The sequence below is a fragment of the Oricola sp. genome (assembly GCF_022763245.1).
In the GTDB taxonomy this organism is placed as follows: Bacteria; Pseudomonadota; Alphaproteobacteria; order Rhizobiales; family Rhizobiaceae; genus Oricola.
Genome location: NZ_JALEGV010000041.1, coordinates 583,118 through 604,825, shown reverse-complemented (window position 1 = coordinate 604,825; position 21,708 = coordinate 583,118). Strand labels below are relative to the sequence as shown.

21 protein-coding genes are annotated in these 21,708 nt (G+C 65.5%); 4 read left to right on the top strand and 17 right to left on the bottom strand.

Features of this window, described 5'->3' with window-relative positions; genetic code table 11:
- Nucleotides 1–39: 39 nt before the first annotated feature.
- Nucleotides 40–759, bottom strand: coding sequence for an SDR family NAD(P)-dependent oxidoreductase (locus tag MRY80_RS23530; RefSeq protein WP_293293722.1), 720 nt, complete (start codon nucleotides 757–759; stop codon nucleotides 40–42).
- Between the two features lie 65 nt (nucleotides 760–824).
- On the opposite strand from MRY80_RS23530, the gene MRY80_RS23525 reads away from it, so the two are divergent.
- Nucleotides 825–1,454 (top strand): TetR/AcrR family transcriptional regulator, encoded by a 630-nt coding sequence (locus tag MRY80_RS23525; RefSeq protein ID WP_293293720.1) that lies wholly within the window; start codon nucleotides 825–827, stop codon nucleotides 1,452–1,454.
- Between the two features lie 61 nt (nucleotides 1,455–1,515).
- On the opposite strand, the gene MRY80_RS23520 is transcribed toward MRY80_RS23525, so the two are convergent.
- The 4 genes from MRY80_RS23520 to rpsO all read right to left on the bottom strand — a co-directional run bounded on the left by MRY80_RS23520 (nucleotide 1,516) and on the right by rpsO (nucleotide 5,767).
- The gene (locus MRY80_RS23520) at nucleotides 1,516–2,523 is read right to left on the bottom strand and encodes a class I SAM-dependent methyltransferase (RefSeq protein WP_293293718.1); all 1,008 of its coding nucleotides are present in this window, start codon (nucleotides 2,521–2,523) and stop codon (nucleotides 1,516–1,518) included.
- The gene (locus MRY80_RS23515) at nucleotides 2,520–2,948 is read right to left on the bottom strand and encodes a VOC family protein (RefSeq protein ID WP_293293716.1); all 429 of its coding nucleotides are present in this window, start codon (nucleotides 2,946–2,948) and stop codon (nucleotides 2,520–2,522) included. Before MRY80_RS23515 ends, MRY80_RS23520 begins: the two co-directional genes overlap by 4 nt.
- A 67-nt stretch (nucleotides 2,949–3,015) precedes the next feature.
- Entirely contained in the window at nucleotides 3,016–5,145 is a 2,130-nt protein-coding gene (pnp, locus tag MRY80_RS23510; RefSeq protein ID WP_293293714.1) for a polyribonucleotide nucleotidyltransferase, read from the bottom strand.
- 238 nt (nucleotides 5,146–5,383) lie between these two features.
- Nucleotides 5,384–5,767 carry a 30S ribosomal protein S15 gene (rpsO, locus tag MRY80_RS23505; protein ID WP_293293712.1) on the bottom strand — a complete coding sequence of 128 codons (384 nt, stop codon included), beginning with the start codon at nucleotides 5,765–5,767 and terminating at the stop codon, nucleotides 5,384–5,386.
- Nucleotides 5,768–5,904: 137 nt separating this feature from the next.
- On the opposite strand from rpsO, the gene MRY80_RS23500 reads away from it, so the two are divergent.
- Nucleotides 5,905–6,480: an NAD(P)H-dependent oxidoreductase gene (locus MRY80_RS23500; protein ID WP_293293710.1), complete on the top strand. Its 576-nt coding sequence runs from the start codon at nucleotides 5,905–5,907 to the stop codon at nucleotides 6,478–6,480.
- A gap of 24 nt (nucleotides 6,481–6,504) precedes the next feature.
- Here the strand turns inward: MRY80_RS23500 and MRY80_RS23495 are convergent, their stop codons facing one another.
- The 12 genes from MRY80_RS23495 to MRY80_RS23440 all read right to left on the bottom strand — a co-directional run bounded on the left by MRY80_RS23495 (nucleotide 6,505) and on the right by MRY80_RS23440 (nucleotide 19,157).
- A complete protein-coding gene (locus MRY80_RS23495) occupies nucleotides 6,505–7,929 on the bottom strand; it encodes an aldehyde dehydrogenase family protein (RefSeq protein WP_293293709.1) in 1,425 nt (474 codons plus the stop codon).
- 76 nt (nucleotides 7,930–8,005) lie between these two features.
- Nucleotides 8,006–8,986, bottom strand: a complete 981-nt coding sequence (truB, locus tag MRY80_RS23490; protein WP_293293707.1) for a tRNA pseudouridine(55) synthase TruB — start codon at nucleotides 8,984–8,986, stop codon at nucleotides 8,006–8,008.
- 53 nt (nucleotides 8,987–9,039) lie between these two features.
- Nucleotides 9,040–9,333 carry an HNH endonuclease gene (locus MRY80_RS23485; RefSeq protein WP_293293705.1) on the bottom strand — a complete coding sequence of 98 codons (294 nt, stop codon included), beginning with the start codon at nucleotides 9,331–9,333 and terminating at the stop codon, nucleotides 9,040–9,042.
- A gap of 9 nt (nucleotides 9,334–9,342) precedes the next feature.
- Nucleotides 9,343–9,750, bottom strand: a complete 408-nt coding sequence (rbfA, locus tag MRY80_RS23480; protein ID WP_293293703.1) for a 30S ribosome-binding factor RbfA — start codon at nucleotides 9,748–9,750, stop codon at nucleotides 9,343–9,345.
- Between the two features lie 147 nt (nucleotides 9,751–9,897).
- The gene (infB, locus tag MRY80_RS23475) at nucleotides 9,898–12,519 is read right to left on the bottom strand and encodes a translation initiation factor IF-2 (protein WP_293293702.1); all 2,622 of its coding nucleotides are present in this window, start codon (nucleotides 12,517–12,519) and stop codon (nucleotides 9,898–9,900) included.
- Entirely contained in the window at nucleotides 12,516–13,163 is a 648-nt protein-coding gene (locus MRY80_RS23470) for an RNA-binding protein (protein WP_293293700.1), read from the bottom strand. Before MRY80_RS23470 ends, infB begins: the two co-directional genes overlap by 4 nt.
- A 65-nt stretch (nucleotides 13,164–13,228) precedes the next feature.
- Nucleotides 13,229–14,860 (bottom strand): transcription termination factor NusA, encoded by a 1,632-nt coding sequence (nusA, locus tag MRY80_RS23465; protein WP_293293698.1) that lies wholly within the window; start codon nucleotides 14,858–14,860, stop codon nucleotides 13,229–13,231.
- A 19-nt stretch (nucleotides 14,861–14,879) separates the two neighbouring features.
- Entirely contained in the window at nucleotides 14,880–15,509 is a 630-nt protein-coding gene (gene rimP, locus MRY80_RS23460) for a ribosome maturation factor RimP (RefSeq protein ID WP_293293696.1), read from the bottom strand.
- A gap of 261 nt (nucleotides 15,510–15,770) precedes the next feature.
- Nucleotides 15,771–16,469 carry a tRNA (guanine(46)-N(7))-methyltransferase TrmB gene (locus MRY80_RS23455; RefSeq protein WP_293293694.1) on the bottom strand — a complete coding sequence of 233 codons (699 nt, stop codon included), beginning with the start codon at nucleotides 16,467–16,469 and terminating at the stop codon, nucleotides 15,771–15,773.
- The gene (gene metK / locus MRY80_RS23450; RefSeq protein ID WP_293293692.1) at nucleotides 16,466–17,737 is read right to left on the bottom strand and encodes a methionine adenosyltransferase; all 1,272 of its coding nucleotides are present in this window, start codon (nucleotides 17,735–17,737) and stop codon (nucleotides 16,466–16,468) included. The genes MRY80_RS23455 and metK overlap by 4 nt, the downstream gene beginning before the upstream one ends.
- A gap of 141 nt (nucleotides 17,738–17,878) precedes the next feature.
- Nucleotides 17,879–18,304, bottom strand: a complete 426-nt coding sequence (locus MRY80_RS23445) for a helix-turn-helix domain-containing protein (protein ID WP_293293691.1) — start codon at nucleotides 18,302–18,304, stop codon at nucleotides 17,879–17,881.
- Nucleotides 18,305–18,629: 325 nt separating this feature from the next.
- Nucleotides 18,630–19,157, bottom strand: a complete 528-nt coding sequence (locus MRY80_RS23440) for a hypothetical protein (RefSeq protein ID WP_293293690.1) — start codon at nucleotides 19,155–19,157, stop codon at nucleotides 18,630–18,632.
- Between the two features lie 310 nt (nucleotides 19,158–19,467).
- Between MRY80_RS23440 and MRY80_RS23435 the strand changes: the two genes are divergently transcribed.
- Both MRY80_RS23435 and MRY80_RS23430 read left to right on the top strand, forming a co-directional pair.
- Nucleotides 19,468–19,842: a hypothetical protein gene (locus MRY80_RS23435; protein WP_293293689.1), complete on the top strand. Its 375-nt coding sequence runs from the start codon at nucleotides 19,468–19,470 to the stop codon at nucleotides 19,840–19,842.
- Between the two features lie 142 nt (nucleotides 19,843–19,984).
- On the top strand, nucleotides 19,985–21,580 hold the full coding sequence (locus tag MRY80_RS23430) for a caspase family protein (protein ID WP_293293688.1): 1,596 nt from the start codon (nucleotides 19,985–19,987) through the stop codon (nucleotides 21,578–21,580).
- Nucleotides 21,581–21,708: the final 128 nt, after the last annotated feature.

Here is a 21,708-nt window from a genome sequence, read left to right as displayed (position 1 = left end):
GTCGAAACCTCAACGGCAGCATCCCCCCGCGTATGACATCTACCAGGGCGTCGTGCCGTCCGGCTCCACAAAGCGACCGCCGACCGCGGCGTTCAGGGCATATTCGGCGGGCAGCCGGGCACCCTCTTCCGGCGTCATCTCCCCGTAGCCGGTCAGATCGGTCTTGACGAAGCCGGGGCTGACCGAATTCACCTGGATGCCTTCGCCCTTCAACTCCTCATGCAACTGGATCGTCAGCATGTTCAGGGCCGCCTTGGAGGCGTTGTAGCCGATGAAGCGCTGCGCGTAGTAGGGGGCCTCGGGGTCGGCATTCTCGGTCAACGAGCCCATGGAGCTCGACAGGTTGACGATGCGCGCCCCCGGCGCGGAACGCAGCAGCGGAAGCATGGCCTGCGTGACGGCCAGCGCCCCGATGAAGTTGACCTCCATGACCCGGCGAACCGCCTCGACCGAGGCGCTGCCGGGCGCCGCGTCGGCGAAATCGAAAATGCCTGCATTGTTGACGAGGATGTCCAGGCGACCGAACCGCGCTTCGATCGCGGACGCGGCGGCGGCGATGGTTTCGGCGGCATCCAGATCGAGATGCAGGCTCTCGACGGAAAACCCGGCCTCGGCCAGCCCGGCCGCGGCAGCGTCACCGCGCGCCTTGTCGCGGCTGCCGAGCAGGACATGGACCCCGGCGCCCGCCAGCTTGCGGGCGATCTCGAGCCCGATACCCTTGTTGGCGCCCGTCACGAGCGCGACACGCGAATGTCTCACAGATCTTTCCTTCCTTCGGATTTCGCCCGATTATATGAAGGATCATTCACATTTGGGATTCGCATATGGCACCGCAACCGCCGAAGGCCCTGAAGCCCCGGAAAACGCCGGCTCAATCGCGATCCCGGGTCACCGTGGACGCGATCTTCGAGGCGACGATTCAGGTTTTGCTGTCGCGCGGCATGGCCGGACTGACGACCACCAGCGTGGCCGAACGCGCGGGTGTCTCGGTCGGCACGATGTATCAGTATTTTCCCAACAAGCAGTCGCTCGTCCATGCGCTGAACGACCGCTTCCTGACGGCGCTGGCGGAGCGGGTGGAGGGCACCTGCGCCCGGATGCGCGCGCAGCCTCTCGCAGAGGCCGCCGAAGCGCTGATCGATACCTACTGGGCGGTGAAGACCGAGCGTGTCGAACTGACGCAAGCGCTCTACCGGTCGGTGGCGGAACTGGACAATGACGCGCTCATGCATGCCTTTGCGGCACGCGTGGACAGGGCGACCACGGCAATGTTCCGGGAGGCGGCAGACCTGCCCGCGCACGACGCCAGCCGGCTGAACCTCTTGTTGACGACCGTGATCTACGGTGCTGTCCGCAATGCCTTTGAGCGCGGGCTCGATCCGGAAGAGATCTCGGGCCTGAAGTCCGACCTCAAGGCCATGTGCCGGGCCCATCTGGCAAGTGTTGGACGATGAAGGTGGCTCCGCTCAGGGCTTCCCGCCAGCGTGGACACGCCGGGCGCGACGTCCGATCGTCTCAGCGCATCGCCTCGATCACTTTGAACCCGGCATCGACCTGCTTTTCCTCGACGCGCCGGAAGCCCTGGGCGAGCGCCTGTTCGTAGGGCAGCTTGCGGTTGGCGACCATCAGCAGGCGGCCGCCGGGCTTCAGCGCCTTGGATGCGGCGGCGATGAAGGCCTTGCCGATGTCCGGTTCGCTGGCGCGGCCGGCATGAAAGGGCGGGTTCATCACGATCCAGTCGAAACGGCGTTCGACGGGCTCGCAGGAGAGGTCGATCCACCGCGCCTCCAGCGGGATGTCACCCGCCAGCGGCGCCAGATTGCGCTCAGCGGCCTCCAGCGACGGGTGATGCGCCTCGAACAGGGCAAGGCTCTGCGGCCGGCCCTTCTCGAGCACACAGGCCGACAGATAGCCCCAGCCGGAGCCGAAATCGGCGACGGCTCCAGTGACGCGCTCGCCGATATGGCGAGCCAGCAAGGCCGATCCGGGATCGACCTTGCCCGCCGAAAACATGCCGGGCGCGGTTTCGAAACGGCCTTCGACAAGGGCCGGCGTTTCGACGGCGTCGGCGAAGGCATCGCTGCCGGGCGACGCAAACCAGAAAACCGTGGCGTGATGCTTGGCCAACGATCCATCGATGGCGACGCGGTCGCCCGCCCATTTGCGCAAGGGCTGGATGCCGAGCGTCTTGTCGCCGGCAACGGCGATGACGCCGCCCGGTTTAACGAGGCCGCAGGCGCGCGCAATCATGGTGCGGTTCTCGCCCTTGTGCTTGCCGACCAGCACGAGACAGCCGGCAAAGCCATCGCCTTCCAGGTCCGGCGCGACGGCATAGCCTGCCCGTTCGAGCGCGAGGAATTGCGGCCGAAAGCCCTGCTCGCAAGCGAGCGCCGCCTTGAGCGCGTCAACCGGCGGCGTTTGCGGCGCGGCGGCGTTCAGGAAGGCCAGACGCACGCCCTCGCCGGGCAAGTCGATATCGCCGGAGGCAAGGGGCAGGAACAGGGTTTCGACGGCGCCGCTCATGCTGCTGCCCCGCGGCTGCCGAGATCGCACATGAATCGGAGCAGATAACCGTCAGGGTCCATGACGGCGAATTGCCGCTGGCCGCACTCGACATCGCCGACCATGTACCATTTTTCCTCCGGCGGAAGAAACAGCGGCGTCTCGACAGAAGCGCGCGCGTTCAGCATCGTATCCAATTGCAAGCACCCCACCTCGATCTGAAGGTTGCAGCCGCGTCCGAGCGGCCGCTCCAGCAACGCGGTTTCGTAAGTTCGACCGACGCCGATCTGATCCAGCATCAACTGCGCGCGCCCAAACGAGAGAAACGCAAACCCCTCTTCCGGGCGGTCGTACTCCACCTTGAAGTTCAGCAGCCCGACATAGAAGTCGAGGCTCGCCGCAATGTCGGCGACCGCAAATTCGGGAATGAGCGCGTTGAACTCCATGTCGTCTCCGCAAAGAAAAAGCGCGGGACAATTTGCCCCGCGCCCTGAACCGTCAAAGCTCGGCCGATCAGCCGGCCTTTTCTTCCCGCGGGATTTCCTTGCCGGTGTCCTGGTCGACGACCTTCATGGACAGGCGGACCTTGCCGCGCTCGTCGAAGCCCATCAGCTTGACGAAGACCTTGTCGCCTTCCTTGACGACGTCGGTGGTCTTGCCGACGCGTTCCTGCGCGAGCTGGGAGATGTGGACCAGGCCGTCGCGCGGGCCGAAGAAATTGACGAAGGCGCCGAAATCGGCGGTCTTGACGACCGTGCCCTCGTAGATCTCGCCGACTTCCGGTTCCGCGACGATGGAGTGGATCCACTTCTTGGCCGCCTCGATCTCCTTGCCGGAGGCCGATGCGATCTTGACCGTGCCGTCGTCCTCGATGTTGATCTTGGCGCCCGTCTGCTCGACGATCTCGCGGATCACCTTTCCGCCGGAACCGATGACGTCGCGGATCTTGTCGACCGGGATCTGCATCTGCTCGATGCGCGGGGCGAACTCTCCGAGTTCGGCGCGGCTTTCCGACAGGGCCTTGGCCATTTCGCCGAGAATGTGCAGGCGGCCGTCCTTGGCCTGGCCGAGAGCGACCTGCATGATCTCCTCGGTGATGCCCTGGATCTTGATGTCCATCTGCAGCGAGGTGACGCCGTTGGACGTGCCCGCCACCTTGAAGTCCATGTCGCCGAGATGATCCTCGTCACCGAGAATGTCGGAGAGGACGGCGAAGTCTTCGCCTTCCTTGATCAGGCCCATGGCGATGCCCGCGACCGGCGCTTTCAGCGGCACGCCGGCATCCATCAGCGACAGCGAGGTGCCGCAGACGGTGGCCATCGAGGACGAACCGTTGGATTCGGTGATCTCGGAGACGACGCGCAGCGTGTAGGGGAACTCGTCGGAACCCGGCAGCATCGGGTGGATGGCGCGCCATGCCAGCTTGCCGTGGCCGATCTCGCGGCGACCCGGAGAACCCATGCGGCCCGTCTCACCGACCGAATAGGGCGGGAAGTTGTAGTGCAGCATGAAGGTTTCCTTGTAGGTCCCCATCAGCGAATCGACGAACTGCTCGTCCTCGCCGGTGCCCAGCGTCGCCACGACGACGGCCTGGGTCTCGCCGCGGGTGAACACGGCCGAACCGTGGGTGCGCGGCAGGACGCCGACCTCGGAGACGATCGGGCGGACCGTCTGCAGGTCGCGGCCGTCGATGCGGGTCTTGGTCTTCAGGATGTTGCCGCGCACGACCTTGGCCTGCAGCGACTTGAAGACGGAGCCGACCTGTTCGCCGGTCCACTTGGCATCTTCGCCCTCGGCCGGAGCGAAATGCGCCTTCACCTTCGCCTTGGCGGCGTCGACGGCGCCGTAGCGGGCCTGCTTGTCGGTGATGGTGTAGGCCTGGGCCAGTTCGTCGGAGACGAGGCTTTCCATCTCGCCTTCCAGCGCGGAAAGGTCTTCCGGCGAGAAGTCGCGCGGGTCCTTGGCGGCAACCTCGGCCAGCTTGATGATCGCGTTGATGACCGGCTGGAAACCGCGATGGCCGAACATGACGGCGCCGAGCATGGTTTCCTCGTCCAGTTCCTTGGCTTCCGATTCGACCATCAGGACGGCGTCGGTGGTGCCGGCGACGACGAGGTCGAGAATGCTCTCTTCCATCTCGTCGACATGCGGGTTCAGCACGTATTCGCCGTTGATGTAGCCGACGCGGGCGCCGCCGATCGGGCCCATGAAGGGAACGCCCGACAGCGTCAGGGCGGCGGAGGCGGCGACCATGGCCAGCACGTCCGGATTGTTTTCCAGGTCATGCTGGAGAACGGTGATGATGACCTGCGTGTCGCATTTGTAGCCATCGGGGAAGAGCGGGCGGATCGGACGGTCGATCAGGCGCGAAACGAGGGTCTCGTTTTCGGACGGACGGCCCTCGCGCTTGAAGTAGCCGCCCGGGATCTTGCCGGCGGCGAACGCCTTTTCCTGGTAGTTCACGGTCAGCGGGAAGAAGTCCTGGCCCGGCTTCGGCTCCTTGGCGGAGACGACGGTCGCGAGCACGACGCTCTCGCCATAGGTGGCCATGACGGCGCCGTCGGCCTGACGGGCGATCTTGCCGGTTTCAAGAATGAGCGGACGGCCGCCCCATTCGATTTCGACTTTGTGGTTGTTGAACATGTCTTGTCCTTGTTGTGGAACCCTCCGCGCAGCCGATCGGCGGCGGACGGATCCCGACTTCGTTTTGAACGAGCCACGGGCAAGACGACAGGATGCTTGGTTCACGCTCAAGCAGCCGGCAATCCTGCCCCGAAGCTCCCTCGGGTCTGGCGGCGGCACGTCGGCCGCCGGCCGGTGGTTCCGGTTTCACGCCATCCGGAAAGGCGAAGGCGGACCGGCCAGGCCGGTCCGCCTCGTATCAGCGACGAATGCCGAGTTCGGAGATCAGCGTCTTGTAACGGGCTTCGTCCTTGCGCTTCACGTAATCCAGAAGGCTGCGGCGCTGCGAGACCATCTTCAGGAGGCCGCGGCGGGAATGGTTGTCCTTCTTGTGGCCCTTGAAATGCTCGGTCAGGTTGGTGATCCGTTCGGTGAGGATCGCCACCTGGACTTCCGGCGAACCGGTGTCGCCGGCCTTGGTCGCGTATTTCTGGATGAGTTCAGCCTTGCGCTCAGGCGTAATCGACATCGTGTGTCCTTTCTTTGGCGGGGCAAGCCCCATGTTGTTGAGGTGAGACGCCCTGTGCCGGGATGTCGTCCAGCACGGGCCTTTGTTCGCATCTTCGAAAATGCTGGCGCGCATATAGGCGATGAAAGGGGAAATGTCGAGGGCCTGCCGGAAAGGGGGCGATTACGGCGCAACTGAGCGACGTCAATGCGCGCGCCGGGGCCCTTCGCCTACCCTGCCGGACGGGAGGCGCAGGCAGAAGGGCGACAGCAGTGCGGATTTGCATCATCAACGGACATCCAGACCCCTCGCCGCAGCGCTACGCCCATGCGCTGGCGACGGCCTATGGCGACGGCGCACGCGAGGGCGGCCACGAGGTCCGCACGATCACCGTCGGCATGCTGGACTTCCCGATCGTGCGCACGCGCGAGGATTTCATGGCCGACTATGTTCCGCCGGTGATCCGCGAGGCGCAGAACACCATCCGCTGGGCCGATCACGTCTTCCTCGTCTACCCGCTGTGGCACGGTATGCTGCCGGCCTATCTAAAGGCGTTCCTGGAGCAGGTGTTCCGGCGCGACTTCGCGATGGAGGTGGACCGGAGCGGCTGGACGGCGAAGCTGACAGGCCGGTCGGCGCGCATCGTCGTGACAATGGGGATGCCGTCGCTGTTCTACCGGCTCTATTTCCACGCCCATTCGCTGCACGCGCTCAGGCAGAACATCCTCGGCTTTTCCGGCATGCGGCCGGTGCGCACGACGATCATCGGCGGGACGGAGGCCGCCAGCCCGGCGGAGCTGACGGCGCGGCTGAAGGAGATGCGCGCGCTCGGCCGGAAGGGGCGATGATCCCCTCCCGCCGGGCGCCTTGACTCAGCGGGCGCTGACGATCTTGACCTCGAGGAAGTCCTCGATGCCCCACCGACCGCCCTCGCGGCCGTTGCCGGACTGCTTGTAGCCGCCGAAGGGATGGCCGGCGGCAAAGCCGGCGCCGTTGACGCGGACCATGCCGGCGCGCAGCTGACGCGCGACGCGCTGCCCCTTCTCGGCGTCGCCGGTCGACAGATAGGCGGCAAGGCCGTAGGGCGTGTCGTTGGCGATCTCGACCGCCTCTTCCTCACCCTCGAAGGGGATCATCACCAGCACCGGTCCGAAGACCTCCTCGCGGGCGATGGTCATCTGGTTGTCGACGTCGGCGAAGACGGTCGGGCGGGCGTAATAGCCGCGGTTCATGCCGTCCGGACGGCCGATGCCGCCGGTGACGAGGCGGGCGCCCTCGGCGATGCCGGTCTCGATCAGGCCCTGCACCTTGTCGAACTGCGCCTGGGAGACCAGCGGACCGATATGGTCGCCATGCTCGCGCGGATTGCCGACCTTCACCGCCTCGGCTGCGTCCTTTGCAAGGCCGACGACCTCTTCATAGACCAGGCGCTCGACCAGCATGCGCGTCGGCGCGTTGCAGGACTGACCGGTGTTTTCCATGCAGTGGTTGACGCCACGGCGCACCATCTTGGGCAGGTCGGCATCGGCAAAGATGATGTTGGGCGACTTGCCGCCAAGTTCCAGCGTGACACGCTTGACCGTGTCGGCCGCGCCCTTGGTGACGAGCGCGCCGGCCCGCGTCGAGCCGGTGAACGACATCATGTCGATGTCCGGATGATGCGACATCGCCTCGCCGACGGTCGGACCGTCGCCATTGACGAGGTTGAAGACGCCCTTCGGGAAGCCGGCCTCATCGACGAATTCGGCAAACAGAAGCGCCGACAGCGGCGCGATCTCGGACGGCTTCAGCACGCAGGTGCAGCCGGTCAGAAGCGCGGGATAGACCTTCAGCGCGATCTGGTTGATCGGCCAGTTCCACGGCGTGATGAGGCCGCAGACGCCGATCGGCTCACGCACGATGACCTGGCCGTCCGCGAAGGGCTCTTCCCAGGCGATGTGCTTGGCGCCTTCCAGGAAGCCCGACATGTGCCACGGACCGCAGCCCGCCTGGTCGCCGGTGGCGAAATCGATCGGCGCGCCCATTTCCAGCGAGATCGCCTCGCCGAGCTCGCCGATGCGGCACTGCATGATCGCATCGAGCTTTTCGAGCAAGGCGATGCGTGTCTCCAGCGGGGTCGCGGCCCAGGCCGGAAAGGCGCGGCGCGCGGCGGCGACGGCCTTGTCGACGTCGGCCTCGGCGCCGAGCGAGATGACCGCGCAGGCCTCCTCGGTGGCCGGATCGACGACCTCGCAATCATGCGGCGCTTCAGGCGCAACCCAGGCGCCGTCGATGTAGAAATCCCGTTTCTCGATCATGGTCATTCCTTTTCGTTTTTCCGCATCGTTACACCGCTTCGCAGGGCAGGAAAACTGGCGAAAAAACACCTTTGCGTCAGGTCTTGAAAACGCGGCGCGGCCGGAACTCGCCCTGCGTGATCTCGCCGATCGCGAGCAGCTTGCCATGTTCGAACGCGCAGGCGTCCTCGGCCGGCAGCGGCGCGTCGCGGCCGCGCAGGATGGCAGGGTTGCCGAGCCGGATGCGGTTGGCCTGGTCGCCCGCCACCACGATCTGCGGATAGCCGTCCATGGCCTCGCCCGTGTCGAGCAGCAGGGCATCGAGCACGGCGAAGCGCGCCGCCATGCGGGCGGCCGACGCCGCCGGGTCTTCCTCGCCTTCGACCTTGGCCGGCGCGGCTGCGTCGGCGGCCTTCTCCAGATCTTCCAGCGCCACCGCATCCTCCTCGTCGAAGGGATCGACCACGGTCCTGCGCAATTCGACCACATGGCCGTAGCAGCCGAGGTCGCGCCCCATGTCGCGGGCGAGCGAACGCACATAGGTGCCCTTGCCGCAATCGACCTCGAAGGCCGTGCGGTCGTCGGTGTGGCTGACGATCTTCAGGCTTTCGATCTCCACCTCGCGGGCGGGAATATCCACGGCCTCGCCGCCGCGCGCCAAGTCATAGGCGCGCTCGCCGGCGATCTTGATCGCCGAATAGGCCGGCGGCTTCTGCTGGATCGTGCCGGTATAGGCCGGCAACAGCGCTTCGACGGCTTCGCGGGCGGGCCGGGTGTCGGAGGTGTTCAGCACCTCGCCCTCGGCGTCGTCGGTCGCCGTCTCCGCGCCCCACTGGACCGTGAAGCGATAGACCTTGGCGCCGTCCATCACATAGGGCACCGTCTTCGTGGCCTCGCCAAGCGCGATCGGCAGGATGCCGGAGGCGAGCGGATCGAGCGTGCCGGCATGGCCGGCCTTCTCCGCCTTGAACAGCCACTTGATCTTGGACACCGCATCGGTGGAGCCCATGCCCAGCGGCTTGTCCAGCACCAGCCAGCCTGATACCGGCCTGCCCTTCTTCTTTCTCTGACGGCTCATCTTCTTCACTTTCGGTCCGCCGCATCCGATGCGGCCGGTTCATTGACACGAAATCACGTGCGGCGCTTGCGCGTCGGCGCGTGAAATCCCGGTGGTTTGCCTGCGATCCAGCGCAGGAAGGCGGCCATGGCCTCCTGACGGCGAAGCGCGGCGGCATCGTCGCCGAAGACGGCGAGCTCGGCATTGGTGAAATGCCGGTGCATGGCGGCGTGGCAGATGGGGTGAACCGGCACCGTGTCGCGACCGCCCCGGCTCTTCGGCACCGGATGGTGCCATTCGACACGCGGCCCGAGTTGCCTGCCGCACAGCCAGCATTCGCCCGTGTCGTCAGCCCGCGCGCCTGCCATCGCGTGCGCTCATTCCTCCTCGTCGTCGTGTGCGAGGTCGCGCGCGACCTCCGGCGAACGCAGCAATTCGTCGATCTTCGAGAAATTGTCGAAGCTCGTATCCGCGCGGAAGCGGAATTGCGGCATGTATTTCATCTGGCTCAAGGCGTGGGACGCACGACCGCGGATGAACTTGGCTTCGCGCGCCAGCGCCTTGATCACCGGATCCATGTCCTCGCGGCCGAGCGCGGTCACGAAGACGGTAGCGATCTTCAGGTCCGGCGACATGCGCACCTCGTTGACCGAAAGCACGACGCTTTCGAGCACGGGATCGCGCAATTCGCCGCGCTGGATGATCTCGGTCAGGGCATGACGGACCTGCTCGCCAACGCGCAGCTGGCGCTGGGACGGGCCTTTCGACTGTTCAAAACGTGACATGGTTCAACTCTGTTCTCTTCGCCTCGCGGGATCGAACCGGAGGGGCATCCGCGCGCGACGAGGGCGCGCTGCGCATGCATGATGCTAGAATAGCGCAGGGCCGGCAAGAATGCCGGCCCCTCGCATGTCTCAACCGATGCGCAGCGCCTAGAGCGTCCGCGCGATCTCCTCGACGCGGAAGCACTCGATCACGTCGCCGGCACGGATGTCGTCGTAGTTCTCGAAGGCCATGCCGCATTCCTGGCCGACCGGCACTTCGCCGACTTCGTCCTTGAAGCGCTTGAGCGTCTTGAGCTTGCCCTCGTGGATGACGACGTTGTCGCGCACCAGGCGCACGCCGGCACCACGTTCCACCTTGCCCTCGGTGACCTTACAACCGGCAACCTTGCCGACCTTGGTGATGTTGAAGACTTCGAGGATCTCGGCATTGCCGAGGAAGGTCTCGCGGCGTTCCGGCGACAACAGGCCGGACATGGCCGCCTTCACGTCATCCAGCAGGTTGTAGATGATGTTGTAGTAGCGGATTTCCACGCCGGACTGCTCGGCCAGATCGCGCGCCTGCTTGTTGGCGCGGACGTTGAAGGCCATGATCGCCGACCCGGTGGATTCGGCGAGCGTCACGTCGGTCTCGGTGATGCCGCCGGCGCCCGAATGGACGATGCGGGCCTGCACCTCGTCGGTGCCGAGCTTTTCAAGCGCGCCGAGGATCGCCTCGACGGAGCCCTGCACGTCGGCCTTGATGACCAGCGGGAACTCGGCGAGGTCCTGATTGGCGGCCTGCGCCATCATCTGTTCGAGCGAACCGCGCGAACCGGCCTGGCGTGCAACCGCCTTCTCGCGGGCGACGCGCTGGCGGTATTCGGAGATTTCGCGCGCACGCGCCTCCGATTCCACCACGGCGACCTTGTCGCCGGCCTGCGGCGTGCCGTTGAGGCCGAGGATCTCGACCGGAAGGGACGGCTCGGCTTCCTTGAGCTGATCGCCGCGATCGTTGATGATCGCGCGCACCCGGCCCCATTCGTCGCCGGCGACGACGATGTCGCCGGTCTTCAGCGTGCCGGCCTGCACCAGAACGGTCGCAACCGAACCGCGGCCCTTGTCGAGCTTGGCCTCGATGACGACGCCCTCGGCGGTGCGGTCCGGATTGGCCTTCAGTTCGAGAACCTCGGACTGAAGCAGGATCGCTTCCAGAAGGCCGTCGAGATTGGTGTGCTTGAGCGCGGAGACCTCGACTTCCTGAACGTCGCCGCCCATGGATTCGACGAAGACCTCGTGCTGCAGCAATTCGGTGCGGACCTTCTGCGGGTCCGCGTCCGGCTTGTCGATCTTGTTGATCGCCACGATGAGCGGCACGCCGGCCGCCTTGATGTGGTTGATCGATTCGATCGTCTGCGGCATCACGCTGTCGTCGGCGGCCACCACCAGGATGGCGATGTCGGTCGCCTGCGCGCCGCGGGCGCGCATCGCGGTGAAGGCGGCGTGGCCCGGCGTGTCGAGGAAGGTGATCTTCTGACCGTCCTTCTCGACCTGATAGGCGCCGATGTGCTGGGTGATGCCACCGGCCTCGCCCTTGACGACATTGGCTTCGCGGATCGCGTCGAGCAGCGAGGTCTTGCCGTGGTCGACGTGGCCCATGATGGTGACCACCGGCGGACGCGGCTGCATGTCCTCGGGATTGTCCTCGACGTCGAAGATGCCTTCCTCGACATCCGCCTCGGTGACGCGCTTGACGGTGTGGCCGAATTCCTGGGCGATGAGTTCAGCCATGTCGGCGTCGATCAGATCGCCCGGCTTCATCATCTGGCCTTCCTTCATCAGGTACTTGACCACGTCGACGGCACGTTCGGCCATGCGCTGGGCGAGTTCCTGGATGGTGATGGTCTCCGGAAGCTGGACCTCGCGCGAGATCTTCTCGCGCGGCTCGTTGCCGGCCATGGAGCGCTTGAACTTCTCCTGGCGGCGGCGCATCGCGGAAAGCGAGCGCGAGCGGCCTTCGCCGTCGGCGCCGACGCTGGACAGGGTCAGCTTGCCACGGCGGCGCTCGTCGTCGCGACGCGGCGACGGACGCGGCGGGGTGTCGGCCCGGCTCGGGCCGGAACGCCGCGGACTGCCGCTGCCGCGCTCTTCATCCTCGTCACCGCCGCGCTTGGCGGCCGGACGGGCCGCCTGCGGCGCGGCCGCGGCGGCGGGCTTGGCCTCTTCCTCGGCGGGCGCGCGCTTGGCGGCCTCGGCCTCGGCGCGCTCGCGCGCGGCCTTCTCGGCGGCAAGACGTTCTTCTTCTTCACGCTGGCGACGTTCGGACTCGGCGCGCTCCTTGGCGCGACGCTCGTCCTCCTCGGCCATGCGCTTGGCTTCCTCGGCCGCGCGCTTGCGATCCTCGACCTCGCGCGCCTTCGCGCCTTCGAGCGCGCGGCGGCGCGCCTCGATCTCGTTGGCCGAGAGCTGGTTCAGGACAACGCCGCTGCGCGGCCGCTTCGGCGCCGCGGGCCTTGCAGCCGCGGGCGGCGGCGATTTCGGCGCTTCGGGTGTCGTCGGTGCGGATGCGGAGGATGCGCCGCGCGGCTTCACGCCGGCGGCGAGCGAAGCGCCGCCCGCCGGCTTTTCATCCGGGCGGGTGAATTTCCGCTTGCGCGTTTCGACGACCACCGACTTAGAGCGGCCATGGCTGAAGTTCTGCCGCACGGTGCCCTTGTCACCGCCGGAGCGTTTCAGCGTAAGCGTGCGCTTGCCGTCCGCATCGGTCTTCTTGTCGTCTGTCGTATCATTCATTCCGTAATCTTATCCTTCGCGGTCTTCTCACTGGCGCCGCCCGGCCTGTCATTTTCTGCGCTGGAATGCCGGAAACGGTCGAGAAATACAAGGTGCCGCAGCGCAGCACGTCCCGGCTGTCCGTCAAGTATGGCAGCATGTATCACATTTCCCACACCCAATGCCAAATCCAATTCGCCCGGAGCGAACGATTTGAATGCGGGAATATCCGGCCCATCCATTCGAACGACGAATGTGCGGGCCTGATCGATCTTGCGCACGCCGTCCGGAGCGGCGCCCGGATCGTGCAGGACGGCAATCGCGGTGCCTGAGCGCACCACCTTGTCGACCTGGGTGGCGCCGGTTACCGCGGCGCCGGCCTTGCGGGCCAGGCCAAGCTGGCCGAGCGCGCGCCTTGCTATCAGATGATCGACGAGGGCGCCGAGTTCAAGGTCGGCGACGACATCCTGTTTCAGGCCGCGGCGGAAAAGCTTCTTCTTTACCGCCTTGTCGACCAGATCGCGGTGCGCCGTGACCCAGCAGCCCCGCCCCGGCAGGGCCCGCTTCAGGTCAGGGACGACGTTGCCGTCGGGTCCCGCCACGAAGCGGATCATGTCCTCCGCGGAGCCGGCCCGGCCGGTCACGATGCAGGTGCGGTCGTTCATGTCGTCCTGCCTGACTGCAACCATGCCCAAATGCCGTTTCCGTCCGCGCGACCATCATCGAAGGCTCAGGCTTCGGGAGCGGGTTCGACCGCTTCCTCGCCCTCGACTTCCTCACCTTCGAGCTCGGCTTCCTCGTCGCCGCGCAGATCCTCTTCCGTGATCCAGCCGACGGCGAGGCGTGCGGCCACGATCATTTCCTCGGCTTCGGCGCGCGACAGGCCGAAGGGCGTCAGGATGCCGTCATGGATGACGGTCTCGCCGTCCTTGCGCTCCCGCCAGCCGACCAGATCGTCCGACGCGCAGCCGGCGAAGTCTTCCATCGACTTCACGTCCTCGCCGCCCAGCGCGACCATCATCGCGGTGGTGACGCCGGGGATCTCGCGCAGTTCGTCGGCCACGCCGAGCGCCTTGCGCTTCTCGTCGTTTTCGGCCTCGATGCGGTCGAGATATTCCTGGGCGCGCGTCTGGATCTCGGCGGCCGTCTCCTCGTCGAAGCCCTCGATGGAGGAAACCTCCTCCGGATCGACATAGGCGACTTCCTCGATGGAGGTGAAGCCTTCCGAGGCGAGGACCTGGCCGACCATCTCGTCGACGTCGAGGGCGTCCATGAACAGGTTGGAGCGCTCGATGAACTCCTTCTGACGACGCGCCGATTCCTCTTCCTCGGTCAGGATGTCGATGTCCCAGCCGGTGAGCTGCGAGGCGAGGCGCACGTTCTGGCCGCGGCGGCCGATCGCGAGCGACAGCTGCTCGTCCGGCACGACCACTTCGATGCGCTCGGCTTCCTCGTCGAGCACGACCTTGGCCACTTCGGCCGGCTGCAGTGCGTTGACGATGAAGGAGGCAGCGTCGGGCTGCCAAGGAATGATGTCGATCTTCTCGCCCTGCAATTCGCCGACAACCGCCTGGACGCGACTGCCACGCATGCCGACGCAGGCGCCGACCGGGTCGATGGCGGAATCGCGGCTGACGACGGCGATCTTGGCGCGGGAACCCGGGTCGCGGGCGACCGACTTGATCTCGATGATGCCGTCATAGATTTCCGGCACTTCCATCTGGAACAGTTTCGCCATGAACTGCGGATGGGTGCGCGACAGGAAGATCTGCGGGCCGCGCTGCTCGCGGCGCACGTCGTAGACATAGGCGCGCACGCGGTCGCCATAGCGATAGGTTTCGCGCGGGATCAGCTCGTCACGGCGGATGATCGCTTCGGCGCGACCGAGATCGACGATGACATTGCCGTATTCGACGCGCTTGACGGTGCCGTTGACGATCTCGCCGACGCGGTCCTTGAACTCGTCATACTGGTTGTCGCGCTCGGCCTCGCGCACCTTCTGCACGATGACCTGCTTGGCCGACTGCGCGGCGATGCGGCCGAAATCGAGCGGCGGAAGCTGTTCGGCGATGAAGTCGCCCGGCTGAGCGTCGGGGTTGCGGTCGCGAGCCTGCTCGATGGAGATCTGCGTCGCCGGATCCTCGACCACCTCGGAGACCTCGAGCAGCCGCTGCAGCTTGATCTCGCCGGTCTTGGTGTTGATGTCGGCGCGGATGTCGGTTTCCTGACCGTAGCGCGATTTCGCGGCCTTCTGGATCGCGTCGGCCATCGCGCCGATGACGATGTCCTTGTCGATCAGCTTCTCGCGGGCAACCGCGTCGGCGATCTGCAGAAGCTCCAGCCTGTTTGCACTGACTGCCATTGTCGTCTCCGTTAAGCTCTCAATTGTCCGCATCGCCGTCGGATGCGGAATCTTCGTCCTCGATCTCCAGTCCGCGCGCCTGGCGGGCCGCCTTGTCGGCCTTGAGCGCGGCGCGGATCAGATCGTCGGTCAGGATCAGCCGCGCATCGGCGATCGCGTCGAGCGGGATGTGCGAGACCATCGCCTCGCCAAAGCTCGCCTTGTCGGCCTCCAGCGTCACCGCGTCCTGCGTCAGGTCGATGATGGTGCCGCGGAAGCGCTTGCGCCCCTCGACCATCACCGAGGTCTCGATCTTGGCGACGTGGCCGCGCCACTTGGCGAAGTCGGACAGCCGCATCAGCGGCCGGTCGATGCCCGGCGACGACACTTCCAGATGGTAGGCCCGATCGATCGGGTCTTCCACGTCGAGCAGCGGCGACAGCATGCGCGAGACTTCCTCGCAGTCCTCCACCGTCATCGTGCCGTCGGCGCGTTCGGCCATGATCTGCAGCGTCAGTCCGTTCATGCCCGACAGGCGCACCCGCACGAGCTTGTAGCCGGCGCTGTTCAGCACGGGCTCGATGATCGCCGCGACGCGTGCGTCAACGCCGGTCTCGCGCACGATGCGCGGCTCGTCATTTTCGATCGGCGCCAGATATGCGTCGGCCAATTGCTGCTCTTCCTTACCGCCAAAGAAAAAGAGCGGGTCCTTGCGGGCCCACCCTTGTTCAATCAGACCAAGAATTTGGGACTCATATACGCCCATAGGCCCCGTGGCGCAAGGGCAGACCACTCACAGGCCATGAAGGCGCATCGCCCGGGCGGCGATCGGCGCGCTCCGATGCGCGAAGTCGGCCAGGATCATCTTGCCGATACGCGCGCCTTGGGTCGCGACACGGGCGCGCAGACCGGGCCTGCCCAGGTCGCCCGACTACGTTCGCCGAAACGTCAGATAGGCGGGCGTGCGACCTTCGCGCAGGGCCTTGGCCTCGTAGCGGGTTCCCGGCCAGCCCGGATAGGGCTCGCGCCAATCGCCGGCGTTGCGCGCGGGCCAGTCGAAGTCCGGATGCGCATGGATGTGGTGCAGCGTCCAGTTGACATAGGTGTCGATGTCGGAGGCGAAGCGGAAGCGGCCGCCGGGCTTCAATACCCGCGCGAAGCGATCGAGATTGCCCCGATTGACGAAACGCCGTTTCCAGTGGCGCATCTTCGGCCAGGGGTCCGGATAGAGCAGGTCGATCCCGTCGAGGCAGGCCGGCGGCAGCCAGTCGAGCAACTGGGTCGCGTCATCGTCGTGGAGGCGGACATTGGTGACGCCCGCGTCTTCTGCGGCAGAGACGAATTTCGCCATGGAATTGACGAAGGGCTCGACGCCGATGAAGCCGGTCTCGGGGCTTTCCAGCGCGCGATGCAGCAGGTGTTCCCCGCCGCCGAAGCCGATTTCGAGGATGATCCTATTCGGCGCATGGGCAAACAGGCTCGCCAACGCCGCCGGCGGTGCGGCGGCGAGGTCTATGCGCCATTGCGGCAGGAGGCGTTCGAGTTGTTCGGCCTGACGCGGGCGCAGCGTCTTGCCGCGCCGGCGGCCGAAGAAGGCCTCGGTGGAACGGGTGCGGCGTTCGCCGGTCATTTCACGCCGAGAGCTTCCTTCAGCGGCTTGACCAGGTTGGTCCGCTCCCAGGCAAACGAGCCGTCGCGGCCCGGCTTGCGTCCGAAATGGCCATAGGCCGAAGTCTTGGCGTAGATGGGCTTGTTCAAGTCGAGATGCTTGCGGATGCCGGTCGGCGACAGGTCCATGACCTCGCGCAGCGCGTTCTCGATGGCCGCGTCGTCGACCTTGCCGGTGCCGTAGGTGTCGACATAGATCGACAGCGGCTGGGCGACGCCGATGGCGTAGGAGAGCTGGATGTTGCAGCGGTCGGCGATCTTGGCCGCGACCACGTTCTTGGCAAGATAGCGCGCGGCATAGGCTGCCGAGCGGTCCACCTTGGTCGTGTCCTTGCCGGAAAACGCGCCGCCGCCATGCGGGGCCGCACCGCCATAGGTGTCGACGATGATCTTGCGGCCGGTCAGTCCGGCGTCGCCGTCCGGTCCGCCGATCACGAATTTTCCGGTCGGGTTGATGTACCAGTTGCAGTCCGCCGCGATCGGCAGGTCGCCCAGCGCTTCGCGGATATAGGGCTCGACGACGGAACGGACCTTCTTGCTGTCCCAGCTTCCGTCCATGTGCTGCGTCGACAGGACGATCTGCGTCACCTCTGCGGGCACGCCGTCCTTGTAGCGCACTGTGACTTGCGACTTGGCGTCCGGGCCGAGCTTGGCAGCCTCGCCTTCGCCGGCGTGGCGGGCGGCGGCGAGCAATTCGAGGATCTTGTGTGCGTAGTAGATCGGCGCCGGCATCAGTTCGGGCGTCTCGTTGCAGGCGTAGCCGAACATGATGCCCTGGTCGCCGGCACCTTCCTCGCCCTGCTTGTCCGCGGCGTTGTCGACGCCCTGGGCGATATCGGCCGACTGGCCGTGCAGGAGAACGTCGATGCGGCAGGTCTTCCAGTGGAAGCCGTCCTGCTCGTAGCCGATGGCCCGGATGGCGCGGCGCGCAGCCGAACGGAACTTCGACGGATTGACCATCGGGTGACCGGTCGCGTCGGTGACGGGATTGCCCGCCTTGTCCTTCTTCAGCATGCTCTCGGGCACGCGCACCTCTCCCGCGATCACGACGCGGTTGGTCGTGGCGAGCGTCTCGCAGGCGACGCGGACGCGCCACTTCTCATCCTCGCCGTGCTTGCGCGCCTCGCGATAGATCAAATCGACGATCTCGTCGGAAATCCGGTCGCAAACCTTGTCCGGATGCCCTTCGGAAACCGATTCCGAGGTGAAAAGATAGTCTTGGCGCGCCATGAAGCTGTCCCCGATCGTCGCAATACAGCACCGCCGAGCCGGCGGCATGAAGTCCGCCCTCGTTAGGCAAGAGGCCTGCTCCGGTCAAGGAAAAACCGGCCGGCGCTTAAAGACATAAGGATAAGTGCATATCCTGACGCGTCAGGAACTCTCCTCCGAATCCGCCGCAAGCGCGCGCACCAGGTCGATGATGCGGCGACGCACCCGGGCGTCGGAAATCTTGACGAACGCCCGGTTGAGCTGAAGGCCTTCGGCGCTCGAAAGGAAATTCACCACATAGGTCGAGGAGGATTCGCTCATGCCTTCGGCCGAGTTTTCACCGGTATCGCCCGGCGCGTCCTCGAAGAAGAACGCCACCGGCACACCGAGGATTGCCGCGATGTTCTGCAACCGGCTCGCCCCCACGCGATTGGTGCCCTTCTCGTATTTCTGAACTTGCTGGAAGGTGATGCCGAGCGCCTCGCCCAGCTTCTCCTGGCTCATGCCGAGCATCGTTCGGCGCAGCCGTATGCGGCTTCCCACGTGAATGTCGATGGGATTGGGTTGTTTCTTATTATTGGCCGTCATCAATTGTCCTTGCCGCCTGGCAGCTGTTTATCGTTGTTCTTTCCAAGGACCAGGGGCGCCGACGGTTACGGGAACCGACGCCACGTAAGACATATAATAGGGGAATTTCCGCGAATCAAAGACCGTAGCGGCGAAAAGCCGACGATTCAGGGTGAAAACGTGCGAATGCATCGTGCAAAGCCTGCTGACAGGCCAATAATGGCCCTCAACCCTGGGCTGAGCGGCGAAGTCGCATCAAGATTTTCAACGCGAGCAGCGGTGCTCCTCGCTCTGCATGCTCAACCCGCCGCCACGGACGATCGCGTGGCGAACCCGATACGGCGCCTCAGGCGTGTGCCACAGCCGCCTGTTCAGGCTGCGGCAGCGCCCGCTGGGCGCCGTTGGCCTGACCGGTCTTGTTGGCCTTCGCCCCCATCGCCGCCGTGCGGAACTGGCGTGACAGGTCTTCGAGAATGGACGGCGTCACCGACACCGCTTTCTTGTGCTCGGGCGAGGTGAAGCTGATCGTGTGCAGGTCACCCTTGCGGGCGAAGACAAGGATCGTGTCCTCGCTATAGGCGCAGCGGAAACCCTGCATCTTGCCCTCGGCCAGACGACCGAGCGCCTGGCTGATCTTCATCGCCTGCTGCCAGGACATGGGCGGGGTTCTGTCGAAATCGATCTTGAAGGCGACAACATTGCCGAAAGCGGCGACTTCGAGCCCGGGCGTGCTGTCGGGCAACTCCCCGGCGGCGATCCGCTCCCTGATCAGCCTCTCGACCGCTTCGTTCGAGTTGCACCGCCACTTCTCCGCCAGCATGATCAATTGCTCGGCGCGGACCGGATGAAGATGAATACGAACGTCGTCTTGCATCGGTTTGCCCCCCCAACGCAGCCATCTCTTAACAGACTCTTACCGGTGAAATGTTACAAAAAGCAAACGGTTTGTCGATAGTCCGCGAGATTGTCGCTCACATGGATAAGATCACCGCCTTATGACCGCATGCCGGAACACTGCAATTTCACGCCGGCTTGCCCGCGGCGATGGATGCCTGTAGATGGCCGACCGGCAGCGCGTGACGGCGTCAAGGCCTCGGCGCGGCGCCAACAACGCGGTCGATTCGCTGCCGCCACGCGGCGTCACTAAGACCGCGACCGAGCGACATGCCAGAACGGGACCCGCAATGAAGACATCCCTGCCGATCCTCCTCCCGATCTTCCTCGTCCTGCTCGCCGGCTGCAGCACCTCCTCGGTGCTGGAGGACAGCCAATCGATGCCGACCCGGCAGCAGGCGGCGCGGGTGCAGGTCGTCGATTCGGTGCCCGAGAAAGTCGGGCGGTTCTCCAACCTGTCGGCGACATTGTGCCGGGGCGATTCCTTCGAGGGGCCGCCGAGCCGCGACAACGCGCTTCTGCTGCTCAAGATGCGCGCCTTCGCCAATGGCTTCCTGTTCCTGCACAGCGTGAGCGTCGGTCCGCTGGACGGATCCATCGCGGACACCTGCGCCGGCGGCGTGCGCGCCCAGGGCGTCGGCTTCACGCCCGCCAAGGACGGCTGAGTCCCGCGCCTCCCCGACCGCAGCCGGAGATGCCCGACCGACCCGGCCGCTTGTTGAAGCCGGGAGCGCACGCTAGGGTTGGGTCCGGTCCATCGGTTCGGCTTCAGATCGCGGGCCGTCCGCAAGGGTTGGGGAGTGCTCGATGCCGACACGCGCAAGACCGCAGATCCTGGTTCTTTTCGCCGCCCTCGCGGTCTGCTTGCTGGTGGCCTCCCCCGGCCTGGCGAAAGGCCGCGTCGCGCTGATCATCGGCAACGCCGCCTACAGCAACGAGATCCGGCTCAACAACCCCGTCAACGACGCCGACGATCTGGCGACGGCCTTCGAGGGGCTGAACTTCGACGTCGATCTGCACCATGACCTGACCTTTGCCGGCATGCGCCGGGCGTTGCGGGAGTTCAGTCGCAAGGCCGCGGGCGCGGACATCGCCGTCATCTATTTCGCCGGGCACGGCATGGAGGTAGGCGGGCGCAACTACCTGATCCCGACCGACGCGGAACTGGCGACGGATCGCGACCTGCCCTACGAGGCCTTCGAGATCGCGCAGCTCACCCAGGCCATCGCGGATGTCGAGGGGCTCAAGCTTCTCATCCTCGACGCCTGCCGCGACAACCCGTTTGCGCAGACCATGGAAATGACCTCGCAGAAGCGTTCGGTCGGCAGGGGGTTTTCCCGCGTCGAGCCGGCCTCCGGCAACATGCTGATCGCCTATTCGGCGGCGGCCGGCACGACGGCGGACGACGGCTCCGGGCGAAACAGCCCCTACGCCCGGGCCCTCCTGAAGCATATCGGGGAACCGGGCCTCGATATCCGGTTCATGTTCGGCAAGGTGCGCGAGGACGTCTTGCAGAGCACGGGCACCCAGAAACCCGCGGAATACAGTTCGCTGCCGGGCCGGCCGATATTCCTGATCGAGCCGGAGCCCGGCGTGCCTGCCGCCGTCGACGAGACGCCGGAGGAGAGCGTGTCCGCCGACACGGTCGTCGCGGCATGGGCCATCGTGGAACAGACGGACGACATCAGCCTGCTCGAAGCGTTTCGCGAACAATTCGGCGAGAAGAACGCCTTCTACGACGCGCTGGCGAGGCGACGGATCGAATCGCTCTCCAAGAGCGAAGAAGCGATGGCAAAGCCGGAACCCGAGCCGACAGAACCCGAAAGGAAGCGCAGGACGACGCTTGCCGAATACGGCCTGATGGTCACGCCGGACGAGAAAGGCTACGGCGTTCGCGTCATCGGCGTGCAGCCTGGCAGCGCCGCAGACGATGCCGAAATCACCGCCGGATCGCGGATTGTCAGCGTCGATCGCGAGGACGTGGCTTCGGCTGCCGACATCGAAGAGAGCTTGGGCGCTGTCGCGGCTTCAGGCAGAAGGGCCGTGGCGCTTCTGGTCGAGCATCATGATCGCTACAGCTACGCCGTCCTGAAAACTGAAGACGGCGAAGACACCGAGTCCACACCGCCCGAGATCGCGCTCGCCGGGTATGGCTTGACGGTGCTGCCGTTTGGAGATGGCCGCGGCGTTCTCGTCACCGCGGTCGCATCAGGCAGCGCAGCCGCAAACGCCGGCATTCGGTCTGGCGTGGAGATGTTCCAGGTCAACGAAAAGACCGTCGCCTCTGCCGACGATATCTTCAAGGCAATCGAGTCGGCGAAAAGCTACGGACGCTCGTCCATACCGGTGACGCTGTCCTACCCTTCCGGCCCTCTCTGGTTCAGATATCTCCTGATCGACTGAACTTTCCGGTCGAGATCGCCAAGTTTCCGTCGAAGTTCTCGCATTGCCCCAAAGGAGAGCCCGCGCGCCGCATACAGCGGTGATATTGCGTCTGGGGCACACGGTTGAACCAAAGATGTGCTGACGCG